This is a genomic window from Psychrobacter sp. TB67 (assembly GCF_000511065.1).
In the GTDB taxonomy this organism is placed as follows: domain Bacteria; phylum Pseudomonadota; class Gammaproteobacteria; order Pseudomonadales; family Moraxellaceae; genus Psychrobacter; species Psychrobacter okhotskensis.
Map to the genome: position 1 here is coordinate 124251 of NZ_AYYA01000044.1, position 13861 is coordinate 138111.

General features: G+C 44.5%; 8 protein-coding genes. 6 read left to right on the forward strand and 2 right to left on the reverse strand.

The annotated features are described in order from the left end of the window. Nucleotides 1-291 precede the first annotated feature (291 nt). The gene (locus W293_RS0106770; RefSeq protein WP_025651713.1) at nt 292-4659 is read left to right on the forward strand and encodes an Rne/Rng family ribonuclease; all 4368 of its coding nucleotides are present in this window, start codon (nt 292-294) and stop codon (nt 4657-4659) included. Nucleotides 4660-4884: 225 nt separating this feature from the next. Here W293_RS0106770 and W293_RS0106775 read toward each other — a convergent pair whose 3' ends face one another. Beyond that, a complete protein-coding gene (locus tag W293_RS0106775) occupies nt 4885-5814 on the reverse strand; it encodes a DUF808 domain-containing protein (protein WP_025651714.1) in 930 nt (309 codons plus the stop codon). A 415-nt stretch (nt 5815-6229) separates the two neighbouring features. On the opposite strand from W293_RS0106775, the gene W293_RS0106780 reads away from it, so the two are divergent. The 5 genes from W293_RS0106780 (at nt 6230) to W293_RS0106800 (ending at nt 12880) form a co-directional block, all read left to right on the forward strand. Continuing rightward, a complete protein-coding gene (locus W293_RS0106780) occupies nt 6230-7090 on the forward strand; it encodes a DsbC family protein (protein ID WP_025651715.1) in 861 nt (286 codons plus the stop codon). A 318-nt stretch (nt 7091-7408) separates the two neighbouring features. Next, entirely contained in the window at nt 7409-8770 is a 1362-nt protein-coding gene (locus W293_RS0106785; RefSeq protein ID WP_025651716.1) for a homoserine dehydrogenase, read from the forward strand. A 385-nt stretch (nt 8771-9155) separates the two neighbouring features. Then, the gene (locus W293_RS0106790; RefSeq protein ID WP_025651718.1) at nt 9156-10337 is read left to right on the forward strand and encodes a thiolase family protein; all 1182 of its coding nucleotides are present in this window, start codon (nt 9156-9158) and stop codon (nt 10335-10337) included. Between the two features lie 583 nt (nt 10338-10920). After that, nucleotides 10921-11769, forward strand: coding sequence for a DUF2382 domain-containing protein (locus tag W293_RS0106795; RefSeq protein WP_037025010.1), 849 nt, complete (start codon nt 10921-10923; stop codon nt 11767-11769). Nucleotides 11770-12268: 499 nt separating this feature from the next. Next, nucleotides 12269-12880 (forward strand): YsnF/AvaK domain-containing protein, encoded by a 612-nt coding sequence (locus tag W293_RS0106800; RefSeq protein ID WP_025651721.1) that lies wholly within the window; start codon nt 12269-12271, stop codon nt 12878-12880. Between the two features lie 200 nt (nt 12881-13080). Here the strand turns inward: W293_RS0106800 and W293_RS0106805 are convergent, their stop codons facing one another. Continuing rightward, the gene (locus W293_RS0106805; RefSeq protein ID WP_025651722.1) at nt 13081-13614 is read right to left on the reverse strand and encodes a hypothetical protein; all 534 of its coding nucleotides are present in this window, start codon (nt 13612-13614) and stop codon (nt 13081-13083) included. Between the last annotated feature and the right edge of the window lie 247 nt (nt 13615-13861).

The following is a 13861-nucleotide window of genomic DNA, read 5'->3' on the forward strand; positions in this document are numbered from 1 at the left end:
TTAATAGGCAATTTTTTTATATGTGCCACTTAATACGCTCTTTTATTTATTCAATTTTATCTGAGCACAACGCTGCTCTCTCATCTGGTATTTTTAGCTAATCTTAATATTAGCGTCCCTTGCTACCACCGCTTCCTTGCTTTGGTTATTATTATATTGATCACTGTCCAATTGGCAGTCTGAATAAATCGTTAATGTGGCTTGTTATAAAAGCCACTTACCATAAAAGTTTTTTCATTCAGAGTTTTTCAATATATTAGTCGTTGTCCTGTGTATTCATAGGATAATAGTATGAAACGCATTCTGATTAACGCCACTCAAAACGAAGAAATTCGTGTCGCCTTATGTAAAGGCAACCATCTTTACGATTTCGATTTAGAAAACCGTACCCGCGAACAAAAAAAATCTAACATTTATAAAGGCCACGTCACCCGTGTCGAGCCGTCGCTTGAAGCCGTGTTTGTCGAATATGGCTCACAGCGTCAAGGCTTTTTGCCGATTCGTGAGATTTCTGCTGAATATCTAAGCGGTAATCCACGTGACGAAAATATCAAAAAACTCATCAAAGAAGGTGATGAGCTCATCGTCCAAGTCGAAAAAGAAGAGCGCGGTAATAAAGGCGCTGCCCTATCGACTTATGTGTCATTAGCCGGACGTTATCTGGTATTGATGCCAAACAACCCTCGTGGCGGCGGTATCTCACGTCAAATCTCAGGTAAATTGCGCGAAGATATGAAACGCATGCTAGGCGGGCTTGACTTGCCAAAAGGCATGAGCGTCATTATTCGTACTGCTGGTATTGGTAAAACTCAAGAAGATTTGCAACACGATTTAAACCATCTGCTCAATATCTGGCAAGCCATCCAAGAGCAAAACCAAAAATATCCATCACCGCGCTTGGTACATCAAGAAGCGGGCGTTGTTACTCGTGCCGTGCGTGATTATCTACGCGATGACATTGCTGAGATTTGGATCGATAACGAAAACGCTTATATAGAAGCGGCAGGCTTCATCGATGCGGTCATGCCAAAACAAGCTGAAAAACTGCGTAAATATACCGATTATGAGCCGATGTTTTCGCGCTTTAATATCGAAAAACAAATCGAAACTGCCTATCAGCGTGAAGTGCGCCTGCCATCAGGCGGCTCAATCGTTATCGACCAAACTGAAGCCTTGGTCTCTATCGATATCAACTCAGCCAAATCAACCAAAGGCTCAGATGTCGCTGAGACGGCTTATCATACCAACTTAGAAGCCGCAGACGAGATTGCTCGTCAATTGCGTCTGCGTGATATGGGCGGCTTAATTGTCATTGATTTCATTGACATGAATGACAATAAGCACCAAAAAGAAGTGGAAAAACGTCTGATTGATGCCACCAAATATGACCGCGCGCGCGTGCAATTTGGAGATATCTCTAAGTTTGGTCTGATGGAGATGAGCCGTCAGCGTCTGCGTCCGTCATTAGAAGAGTCGACGGGTTATATCTGCCCGCGCTGTCATGGCAACGGTATGATTCGTGACTTGCGCTCGCTGTCACTATCGATTATGCGTCAGATTGAACAAATTGCGCTAAAAGAGCGTCAAGGTGAAGTGCAAGCCGAAGTACCGACTGATATCGCAGCTTTCTTATTAAATGAAAAGCGCGATGCCTTAGTTTATCTTGAGCAAGACAGTGGTACGCGTATCACCATCTTGCCGCACGCACATTTAGAGTCACCAAACTTTAAGCTACACTTTAACCGTGATGGCTTTGCGCCTTCAAGCTACGAGCGTATTACGGATACAGCCCAAGAACATAGTGATCTTGGCTACGAGGTTGACTGGCAAACTGCTGAGAAAGAGCGTCCCGAGCAGCAGCCGACCCGCCAGCCACGTCAAGTAGCAGACAATAGCGCCACAAGCCAAGCAGCTAACCGCGCACCTACTACTGCCCCAAGCGCAACTGAGCAACAGCAGACTAGCACCGTCAGTCATAGCAATGAGCGTCGTAATAATACGAATACGAACGCCAATAACGCTGTGTCAGCACGTGCACCACAAGACAATAAAGCGAGCGTTGCCGCGCCTGTAACCACTCAAGCTGCTAGTGTTGCAACGACTGTGCAGCCGCAAGCTGTGGCATGGTTGTCGAATCTATTTGCACAAGCCCCGCAGGCGCAAACAACCAATAGTGTCAGTAGTCGTGATGCCGCAGAAGCCATCGAAGCCCTCGTAAACAATGGTGGGCAAAGTTTAGGCTCTTTCGGACAAGTTGATAATAGCGCGTTGACTGGCAATGCCCAGAGCACATCGCAAACGACTCAACCAGAGAGCAGCCAAAAAAGCGATAACCAAGCGTCGAATACCAACGCTAACCGTCAGCAAGCACGTCGCAACACGGACAGTGATAATGACAGTGACGACAACAATGCTGAGGATAGAAGAAGACGTAAGCCGCGCAAATCAAGATCTTCTAAGCCGCATCAAAGAAAAGAGCAGCGTGACGAGACGAGCAATGATGATGTAGCCAACAATAATGCCGATAGCAGCGCTGCAACCAGTACTGATGACAAGTCAGCTGATAGTAGCCAAGACAAACGTCAGCAGGACAATAGCAATAGACGCTCTAGCGATCGTAATCGCAATAATCGTCAAGATAGCAACCGTAATAGTAATAACAACGGGCGTAACGACAGCAATCGCGATGATACTGAGCAAAAAGACAGTAACGAGGCAGCGGCAGCAGACGAGCAGACTCGCACTAAACGTAAGTCGAACGCTCAGCGTGCCTCACGCGGCAAGCTTGAGCGCGGCGATACACTAACAGCTGACAATGTTAAGCAAAACGCTCAGCAAACGGCTATCAGCGCTAGCAAGAACCAATCAAGCACACGCCGAAACCAAGACCCTAACGAAGTAGTGCTACAGGTCAATGAAGCAACCAATGAGCTTAAGACACCAGAAGTGGTGCACTTATCCTTAGATGACAGCAAGTCTACACAGACAACTCGTCAGTCAGCTGAAGAACAAAGCTCCGCGCGCGATACGACGAAAGACGAAGCAGCGAAAGAGCGTACAGACAATAGTCATACTCAGCAGAACGCTGCTAAAGAAAGTGTCCACCAGCAAAATAGCGCGGTGAAAAATACTGACAAGCATGGTACGAATGAGCACGGTACCAGTCAGCACGTTACCAGTCAGAAAAGTACTCAGGTGAAAAGTGCTCAGGTGAAAAGCGCTGAAGAAAAAATCACTGCAGAAAAAAGCGCTGATATAAAAAGTAACGCTAAACAGGATAATGAGTCTGTTAGTGAGACGCAAAAAGGCAATACCCAAGCCAATACTGGCAAAAGCAATGATGCAGAAGTGAGCACTACGGCAGATCAGGTGCAACAGGCTGCACCTACAGACGACCGTAAAGTCAATGACAAAACAGCATCGGTAGATGAGCAAACAGCGTCTAAAAACAGTGTTGACAGTCAAGCGGATAGTCAGAAGCCAGTCACTACTGAGGCAGCTAGCGTAGCAGCAGCACCAAGCGCACAAAAAACTGACGACGGCAATGCAACTACGCCCGCGACGGATACTAGCAACCCTAGTAGCTCAGCGCTTGAGCTGACGCATGACGCATTGTTTGCCAAACGCTACGTGACAGCTAAGAAGTTCGGGCAAGCGAGCAATGACCCACGTGTCGTTCGTAGTCAGCAAGCGCAATCTGCTGAGCAGCCGCAAGCAACTGAGCAAGTAGTAACAAGCGCACCAAGCATTCGTGGTACGGTTGGTGACTTTGTTCGTAAGGCATTAACCGATGCAGAAAGTCGTTTAAAAAATGATGGCGTCATCAGCTGCTTTATTGCTGCTATCGAAGCACATACGCAGCAAGCCCAACCGGCTGTTAATGGCGCTAAGGTTGAACGCGATTCAAGCGAGAACAAAGGCGACAACAATGACTTTGCCACTCGTCGCTTTGACTTTAGCAACTACGGCTATCAACCTTTAGCCGCGGATTACCTTGCCCGCTTTGAAGCGATGACGCAAGCGGTCAGTCAGTTTGCGGCAGCGCAAGGCAAAACAGCCGTTGAGCCACGTGCTATTGGCAAACGTGCCAGCAACGATCCACGCGGTCAACATCCTGATTATCAGGAACCAGCTGCACTCACTATCTCTGATGAGCAAGCAGCGGAGCCAACTGTTCCTGCTAGCGAGCCAGTCACTGAGTCTCAGCAGAATGATAATGACGTTGATGCGCACAAAGTCGAAGCTACTGCTTTGACCAGTGAAGCACAGACAGACAATATCACTGCTGAGAGCGAACAACTGCTAAAAGCAGAACAAGCGCTAGAAGAGGCAAATGCCAGCAGCAATGACAATGATAATGGCATTGACAATAAAACTGCTGATGTCAAAGATGTTGAGGCTGAGCAAGCAGAAACTGAGCAGCCTATAGTGGAGCAACTGACTAAAGAAGAAAGTCAGGCAGCTAAGTCAAAAACCACGATTGCCAGTTATAAAAACATGATTGAGAATGTGGCGGAGCAACTATTGCCACAAACAGGTATGTTTAATTTAACCACGCCAAAAGTACCAAAGGCGCGCAGCCGTAAGCCAAAGACTGACCATAAAAAACCAACGCAAGCTGAAAAGCTAGAGTCTGGTGAGTCAGACAGCGAAAGCTAATTGTAGAGCCCAAAAGCAAAAGCCCCAAAGTTGTCAGCAACTTTGGGGCTTTTTTATTCTATAGGATTCTTTAAGCCTTAAAAATGATCGCTTATATGCATTATATTTAATGTATAGGCAAGGAATTTTAGAATCGCTACAAGGCGACCGACCGCAGATAGTACACTGAGTACATCTAAGGCGTGTAACACTGTAGCGATTTCAAAGTGCTCTGACTATAGCGCTTTAATGCGCAGAAGAAGCATCTTTATCCTTACCGCGTATTTTGCCAATCATCGTCATAATGCCAACCATGACCACACCTACTACCAAGCCGACCAAACCATTTAGCAGCATCGTCGTCGCACTTTCAAATATGCCAGTCAGATGCGCCAAGTCTTCGACTTCATGATGCAAAAAGTCGATACCGTGTACCAGAATACCACCACCGACTAAGAACATCGCCAATGTCCCAGCGATAGTTAAAAACTTCATCAGCTTGGGTGCCGCCGATACCAAAAATTCACCGATTTTTTGCGTGACACTGCCTGATTTTTTCATCAGATAAAGACCCGCATCATCCATTCTGACGATACCAGCAACCAAGCCATATACCCCAACCGTGATCGCTATCGCAATAATGGAGAGTACCAAGCTTTTTTCTAGCAAGCTTGCCCCTGCAGCTGAGCCTAAGGCAATGACGATAATCTCAGCAGACAAAATAAAATCTGTCCGAATAGCGCCTTTGATTTTTTCTTTTTCAAAAGCAACAAGATCGATGGTTTCATCCGCATTGGCTTGCCGACGGGCATTTTGCTCCTCGTCGTGTGGTAAGACGTGAGGCCAAAACTTATGAATGACCTTTTCAGCGCCTTCATAGGCTAAGAATAGCCCGCCACACATCAGCAAAAACGTCACCAAGGGTGGATAAATGGTACTGATTAATAACGCGGCCGGTACTAAAATGAGCTTATTGATGAATGAACCTTTAGCGACGGCCCAAACCACTGGTAACTCGCGATTGGCTTTGACCCCTGTTACCTGCTCCGCATTCAGGGCTAAGTCATCACCTAGCACCCCTGCGGTTTTTTTGGCGGCCACCTTGGTCATGACCGAAACGTCATCGAGTATTACACTGATATCATCAAGTAGGGTTAATAAACTGGCACCTGCCATACGCACTCCTTAGTATAAATTCGCTTAGATTAGTAAATGTTTCAAAATGACAGTACTTCAAAATAAATGTTGCAACATAATAGTGATGTCATCATAAAAAGTGATTATAAGCAGTAGACTACCTATAGGTGCGACGATATTAAATAGTACAAATGTATTTTATTTTTCCAAATTTAACCGCCATCGATGCATTATGTTTATGATGGGTATAAAAATAGCCTTTAGAGGTTATTAAAAAAATTATGTTAATATAGCGTATATGATTACTTATCCTTTATGATTGATAAATGCGATAAAACCAGCCAATGTCGCCCTTCTTACCACACGACCTACTCGTCATGATGGGTCAGAGACCATACAAAGCCCTTTTATTATGAACCCTTGATTAGGCGTGACTGCCTAAAGGAAACACCCTATGTCCTTCTCTCCTTTTTCGAAAGCCGTGCCGACTGCTGCTAATTTTTCACGCAACCATTTATCTCGGGTCATGATGAGTGCCTTATTGGTCATCGTCGCGGCTGGCTGCTCAAACAATGCCGCCGATGCCACCAGTACTAATGCTAGCGTGGTTAATAGCGCTCAAGCCAAAACCAGCACTGCCCCAATCACGACTGAAAGCGACGCTGCTGTGGTCAAAGCACTACAAGCCAACTTAAACGCCTCTGGCATTGAAGAAAAAATTATCTCCGCCGTGCCGACTGATATGGATGATATCTATTGGGTCACCGCTGAAGGGCTGCCTGCTTTTTTTACCGACAAATCCGGCAAGCATATTATTCAAGGGCAAATCATTGCGGTTGGTGACGCTGCCCCCGTCGATATTAGCGCCGCCTTAGTCGCTGGTACTGCGCAAGAAGCGCTAAAAGCCGTCGATAAAAGCGAGATGATTATTTATCCTGCAAAAGGTGAAACCAAGGCTGTGGTCTACGCCTTTACCGATGCTGACTGTGGCTATTGTCGTAAGCTGCATTCAGAGATGGATGACATCAATGCACGCGGTATCGAGGTACGTTATCTCGCATGGCCACGTAGTCAAGAATCAGTGCCTAAAATGGAGGCGATTTGGTGCAGTGAGGATCGCAATGCTGCCATGAATCAGGCCAAAATAGGCGCAGATATCCAAGGGCCTAGCTGTAGCAATCCGGTGCAAGAGCATATGGCATTGGGCGCAAGACTTGGTGTGCGTGGTACGCCAGCGATATTTACTGAAGCAGGCGAACAAGTAGGTGGTTATCTCCCAGCCGCCGAGTTGGCTCAAGCAGTTGGTGCTATCTAAGTGAACGCAGGCTATTGAACCTAAGCTACTGAATTAAACGCGAGCGATTGATTCAGTAGCTGTTATATATTTTTGATATTGCTGACCCCAGCGACATTGAGTAGACGTCACAAGCGCTTGTCGGTATGATACGATAAAGCGCAAGGCAACATCAGCCACATACTTTTTTATCTAAGCATTTTTTATCCCACTATAGTGAAGCAATGGCAAGACTGACATTAGGAAAATGAGCGCAGACCGTACGTTTAGTACCGTAAGCGCATCTGATACCGTAACAGCTGGTCATTGCTGCACTATATTTAACCTTTTGAGGATACTGTGAGCAACTCCATCAAACTAGCGATACTTGGTCTGGGCACCGTCGGAACGGGCGTGATCAACTTAATCAATGATAATTTAGATGAGCTAAAACGCCGTAGTGGACGCGATATTATTATTACTGAAGTCGGTACGCGCCGTCAGCGTGATGATATCGATCCCGATATTATGCAAAACAGTGATTTGATGGCCATTGCTGCCAGTGACAATGTCGATATCGTCATCGAAGTGATCGGCGGTACTACCCTCGCAAAAGACGTCATCATGCACGCCATCAAAAACGGCAAACATGTGGTGACGGCAAATAAAGCCTTGTTGGCTGAGCACGGCAATGAGATTTTTGCTTTCGCTGAAGCCAATAATGTCCACGTCGCTTATGAAGCGGCGGTCGCAGGTGGTATTCCAATCATCAAAGTGATGCGTGAAGCACTGGCTGCTAATAAAATCAATTGGTTGGCGGGTATCATTAATGGTACTGGCAACTTTATCATGACCGAAATGCGCGATAAAGGTCGTCCGTTTGCAGACGTGCTGAGTGAGGCGCAAGAGCTGGGTTATGCCGAAGCAGATCCTACTTTTGATGTCGAAGGCATTGATGCAGCGCACAAACTGGCCCTCCTCGCCTCGATTGCTTTTGGTATTCCGCTACAGTTTGATAAAGTCTACTGTGAAGGCATTACTGGTATCACCTTACAAGACGTCAACTATGCCGAAGAGCTTGGTTATCGTATCAAACACTTAGGCTTTGCGGTGCGCCGTGATAGCGGAGGCAGCAATGGCGACGATGCAGGTATTGAGCTACGCGTTCACCCCACACTGATTCCTCAAGATGCGCTACTAGCAAATGTGAATGGCGTAAAAAATGCGGTGTTGGTCAATTCGCACCCGCTTGGGCAGACGCTATATTGTGGTGATGGCGCTGGCGCTGGTGCTACGGCGTCTGCAGTAATGGCAGATGTGATGGACTTGGTTCGGGTATTGGGCAGCAAGGACAACGACGATCAAAGCAACAGTAATCAAAACAACCACGGCCACCATGTGCCGCACTTAGCTTTTATTCCTGAACAACTATCAGATACGCCTATCTTGCGTGCTGAGCAGATGATCACGGGCTATTATTTACGCGTTCATGCTTTTGACAATCCTGGCGTATTGGCTGATATCACTCGTATACTTAGCGATGCCGGTATCAACATCGATGCTATTTTACAAAAGCCTGCCCATAAGCTGGGTCAAGTACCCGTCATTATCTTGACGCTACCAGTGGTCGAGAGTCAGATGAATCTGGCCATTGAAAAAATTGAAAAGCTAAACACCATTACCGATAAAGTGGTTCGCATTCGTTTGGATGAGCTTGCTTAAGTTAGAAGCTTATCACTGGTTTTTAATAATGGCTGATTTTAGGGCGTATCCTCATTTTAAAAATGGTCATAAAAATGAGATAAATTGCCGTCAAACGAGGAAAATAGCGCAAATAATATCGAGATATTAATCAGCTATTTGACAATGTTTGACAAAATTTAGCCATTTTTAGCCCATTTAGAGACAATCGCTTGAATTGAGGACACGCCCTAGTCTTTTAAGACTTTGCTATAGATAATACTGTAGTCACATTCATGAGCCATTGTTTTAACCTTGAATAAAATCCAGCCGTACTTATATTATCGTTAACAGAAATGATTTTAGTCGCGTTTTTTTGTTTAAACACACAGACTTTTATTAAAACAAATGAAAAGGAACAACAATAATGTCAAATGATGCAATTGTAATTTTAAACGGCGCACGTACCCCAATGGGCGGCTTCCAAGGCGCTTTAAAAGACGTCAGTGCAACCGACTTAGGCGCAACAGCCATTAAAGCCGCTGTTGCTCGCTCTGGTGTTAGCGCGGACAAGATTGACGAAGTAATTATGGGCTGTATCTTAACAGCGGGTTTGGGTCAAGGCCCTGCGCGTCAAGCCATGCGTAAAGCGGGTCTATCTGATGCCACCGGCGCTGTCACTATCAATAAGCTTTGTGGTTCAGGTCTAAAAGCTGTGATGCAAGCACATGACGGTATCAAAGCGGGCAGCTTCGATGTCGCAGTTGCGGGCGGCATGGAATCCATGACCAATGCTCCTTATATTATGCCAGGCGCACGTGGTGGCTATCGTATGGGCCATAAAGAAGTCAAGGATCATATGTTCCTAGACGGCTTAGAAGATGCTGAAACCGGTAAGCTAATGGGCATGTTCGCTCAAGAAATGGCCAACGAAAAAGGCTATACCCGCGAGCAAATGGATGACTTTGCCATTGAGTCTCTCAATCGCGCGCTCACGGCTATTAAAGACGGCCACTTCGAAAACGAAATTGAGCCAGTCACCTTTAAAACTCGTAAGGGCGAAAGCACCGTTGAGACAGATGAAGAACCTGGTCTTGCTAATGCCGAGCGCATTCCTACTTTACGCCCAGCTTTTGCAAAAGACGGTACGATTACTGCGGCCAATGCCAGCTCAATCTCAGATGGCGCGGCTGCCGTCGTTATGATGAAAGAGTCACAAGCAAAATCTGAAGGTTTAGAATACCAAGCACGTATCATTGCGACCGCTTCAAACTCACGCCATCCAAGCGAATTTACTATCGCTCCGATTGGTGCCATTGAAAAAGTCTTAGCCAATGCTGGCTGGTCAGTCGCTGATGTCGATCTATGGGAAATCAACGAAGCCTTTGCCATGGTTACTATGGCTGCAATGGATGAGCTAAACATTGAGCATGCCAAAGTAAACGTCGAAGGCGGTGCTTGTGCCTTGGGTCATCCCGTTGGCTGTTCAGGCGCACGTATTCTAATTACCCTGATTAACTCTTTACAGCGCACTGGCGGTAAGAAAGGCGTGGCCACTCTATGTATCGGTGGCGGTGAAGCGGTAGCCGTGGCTATCGAACTGCCTTAATTATCGATTAGTAAAGCTAAGCTTCATTATTTAAAAATAGACTATTATTTAAAGTTTTAATTCTTCGCTTTAAAAAGAACCGCATTGCTCAGCGCTATGCGGTTTTTTTGTGCGCAAAAACTTTTCAAAAATGAATTATGTGCTTTGCAGTAAGAAATCTTTAACTCAAATATATATATCTGCCGTTCCCTTTACAGCCTCTTACACGCAATTACTTCAAGCTCACACTTTGCTACCTTGCTCATATATCTCATCCAAAATCATGATGTTAAGATAAATACAAGTTAAGGTAACAGCTGTTTAGCGCTATATAGTCTATTACCGACTAATTTTGAAAAAGTTTTTATCAGATCAAAAATTTAATTATTTTAAAAACCATTAGGGCGTGTCCTCATTTTAAAAATGGTGATAAAAATGAGGTAAATTGCAATCAAACAAGGAAAATAGTGCAGACAATATCGAGATATTACCTAGCTATTTGACGATGTTTGGCAAGATTTAACAATTTTTAGCCCATTTAGATTACTATCGGTTGAATTGAGGACACGCCCTAGTCATTTACTCATATAAAAGGAAGATAATAATGAGCCAACTAATTCGTTTAAAAGATATTCAAGCTACCCACCGTGATCTTATTGGGGATGACTATTATGACCCAACAGGCAAAACAGCCTACGGTGTTAATGAAGAAAAAATCGGTAAAATCGAGGGCGCTTTGGTAGAAGACACTACTGGTCGTATTCGCTACTTAATTGTCGATGCAGGCGGTTGGTTTAGCTCAAAAGAAGTACTAGTACCAGCAGGTTTGGCACGTATTGTTGGTGATGATGTGTTCTTTGATAGTTTAACGCAGGCGCAAGTAGAAGCGATGGACGTCTATGATCATGACTATCAGTACAGCTATAAAGAGCAGTATGAAAAAGATCGTCAGTCATTCGTTGCTGACAGCGTACCAACAGAAGAGCGTATGGAAATTGCTGAGCACAACTACGAAGCCCCAAACACGCTTGAGCTGCTAGAAGAGCGTCTGACCGTTAATAAAGATCGTATCGTCGCCGGTTTAGTAAAAGTCGGTAAGCATGTCGTGACCGAAGAACGTAATGTAGATGTTGAACTAGAAGAAGAGCATGCCAACATCGAGCGTACCAATGTTGACCGCCCTACTGATCGTCATATCGGTGATGTGAATGGCAATGAAAGCATCGAAGTAGAGCTCTCAGCAGAACGTGCCCGCGTTGGTAAAGAAACCTACGTTTCTGAAGAAGTGAACGTTGGTAAAACAACTGAGCGTCATACTGAGACTATCGTTGAGACCATTCAGCGTGAAGAGCTAGATATTGACCGTGATGGTAATGTGGTTGATCGTGAAGGCAATATTGTCGACCGCGACGGTATCACTGCTGAAGATGTACGCCGCGCCCGTGGCATGTAACTTGTGGCACACAATATACAAAAATGATCACTTGATGCTGAAAACTAGATTCATTAAGTAGATAAGCACCAAATGACTGCTAATAGCAGCTAAATATGTCATTCAGTTCCATAAAGATCAGAGTTTCTCTCTGGTCTTTTTTTATGTCAGTGCGTGTCATCATTTAGATCGTGAGGCTTAAAATGAGGAAAATTGCAGCCAAACAAGGAATGAATTGCCATAAATATGAACATATCGACAAGATTTCTGACGATGTTTGGCTAAATTTAGCCATTTTAAGACCATTAAATGTATCAATGTGCTAATTGATGACACATCCTAACTCATATTTTTATAATTCAGCGTACTTTGTGGCGAGTTTTATAATGATGACAAGTTGTATAATCAAGTTAACAGTAATTGATAACCCTGATGTTTTATAATCATTAAGAAACCTTTAATGAAAAAGAAATATTTAATAAAATATCTTTGGAATTTATTTAATAATAAGGAAAATAAGATGACAGCCAATAATAATAATGAAACCCTAACAACCGATACCAATCCGCCTATTGCTGATCATAGTGCTGAAAACAAACTTCCTGCTCCTGAACATGATAGAGAGCCATTGGCTACCTTGAATCAAAAAGCCAATGGCGGGCGTTTAGAGTTACTGGAAGAACGTCCTGTCGTTAACAAAGAACGCTTGGATGTGGGTAAGGTCACGGTCACTAAGCACTCTCGAACCAAGACGATACAAGTGCCAATTGAGTTGGTAGAAGAATATATTACCGTCCGCACCGACTATAATGATGCCGAAAGTCAGGATTTACTGTCAGGCAATTACGATGATAAGGACATACTGCGCCATGTTGAACCATCGCTCGACAGCAAGGCGGTCGTGACTATCAATGGCAAGCAAGTTGAAATCGGTGATGCGCCCATTGAGATTATCTTATCGCGTCAAGTAGCGACCATCACTAAAGACACCTATGTCATTCAAGAAGTCGATGTCAACAAGAGTACCCACACCCATACTGACAATATCGAAGTCACACTTAAGCATGAAGAGCTAGACGTGACAGAGGAAGGGTTTTTGGAACATGAGCGCACCTCTACTCATAAAAAATAGCCCTGTGCGGAAAGGCTAATATCATCGCGGTTTTAAGATATTTTGACTATAACTCAAAAATCAGCAATAAAAAAAGCAACGACAACGTTGCTTTTTTCTTAATAGCTTACTTATACCATTCACAAAAATGAGAGTAACGAAGAAAACGAGTGAATTGAATACACTCCCTAGGCTAATCTTACTTTTTAGGTTTGGTATTATTATGATGTTTTCTTACATTCATAAGTGCTCACATTAGCGGCATCTGCACCTGCTGTGCGCATCACGCCCGTTTCACGCGCTTCGTGTGCCACACGCCATTGGACAAAACCTTCTCCACCGTCCATAGCAGTCTTTGCTTCAAAAACTTCAGGATTGCTAGCGTCATTGGTTTTCATCAAGGTTGTTGTTCCTTGAGCAGTAGCAATGACCACTTGGTTATCGGTATCTTTATAAGTTGCTGCAACTTGCAACTCAGGAGCACACAGGTAGTTTATCTGCGTCACACCACCGTTCACCGAAGCAACAGTATCATCCTCTACCTCACTGGCTGACGCATCTTGTGGAGCGACTATCATATTATTGGGCTCGGCAGGTTCGGCAGACATAGGAACAGATTGCTCTTCGCTTATGTTGTCTTCTAGGCTCTGCTCAGGCTCTTGCTTTTGTTGACAGGCTCCAACCGTTAGAGCACCGGCCAATAAACCTGTCATCACAACAGAGGTACGCAACTGTTTTAATAATTCTACATTCATAATACGCTCCCAAATAAATATGTTAAACACTATAGCGTGTCCATAAATTCACGCCTATGCTGAATTTGTAAACAATCACTACAAAACCATTGCTTATTGTTTGAATAATTAACTGAATAGTCTTATCCACTTAGCAAGTATAGTCAATGAAAAGTAATATCGAACCATCATGCACTGCTGCTATTGTCGCGTTTTTAGGAGATTGTGACTATACTTTTCATAAGCGTTAAAAAAAGCCCCCATCTAT

Bases quoted from the DNA above. Each gene is read 5' to 3' on its own strand.
- W293_RS0106770 (WP_025651713.1), top strand. From the start codon at position 292: ATGAAACGCATTCTGATTAACGCCACTCAAAACGAAGAAATTCGTGTC.
- W293_RS0106775 (WP_025651714.1), bottom strand. From the start codon at position 5,814: ATGGCAGGTGCCAGTTTATTAACCCTACTTGATGATATCAGTGTAATA.
- W293_RS0106780 (WP_025651715.1), top strand. From the start codon at position 6,230: ATGTCCTTCTCTCCTTTTTCGAAAGCCGTGCCGACTGCTGCTAATTTT.
- W293_RS0106790 (WP_025651718.1), top strand. From the start codon at position 9,156: ATGTCAAATGATGCAATTGTAATTTTAAACGGCGCACGTACCCCAATG.
- W293_RS0106795 (WP_037025010.1), top strand. From the start codon at position 10,921: ATGAGCCAACTAATTCGTTTAAAAGATATTCAAGCTACCCACCGTGAT.
- W293_RS0106800 (WP_025651721.1), top strand. From the start codon at position 12,269: ATGACAGCCAATAATAATAATGAAACCCTAACAACCGATACCAATCCG.
- W293_RS0106805 (WP_025651722.1), bottom strand. From the start codon at position 13,614: ATGAATGTAGAATTATTAAAACAGTTGCGTACCTCTGTTGTGATGACA.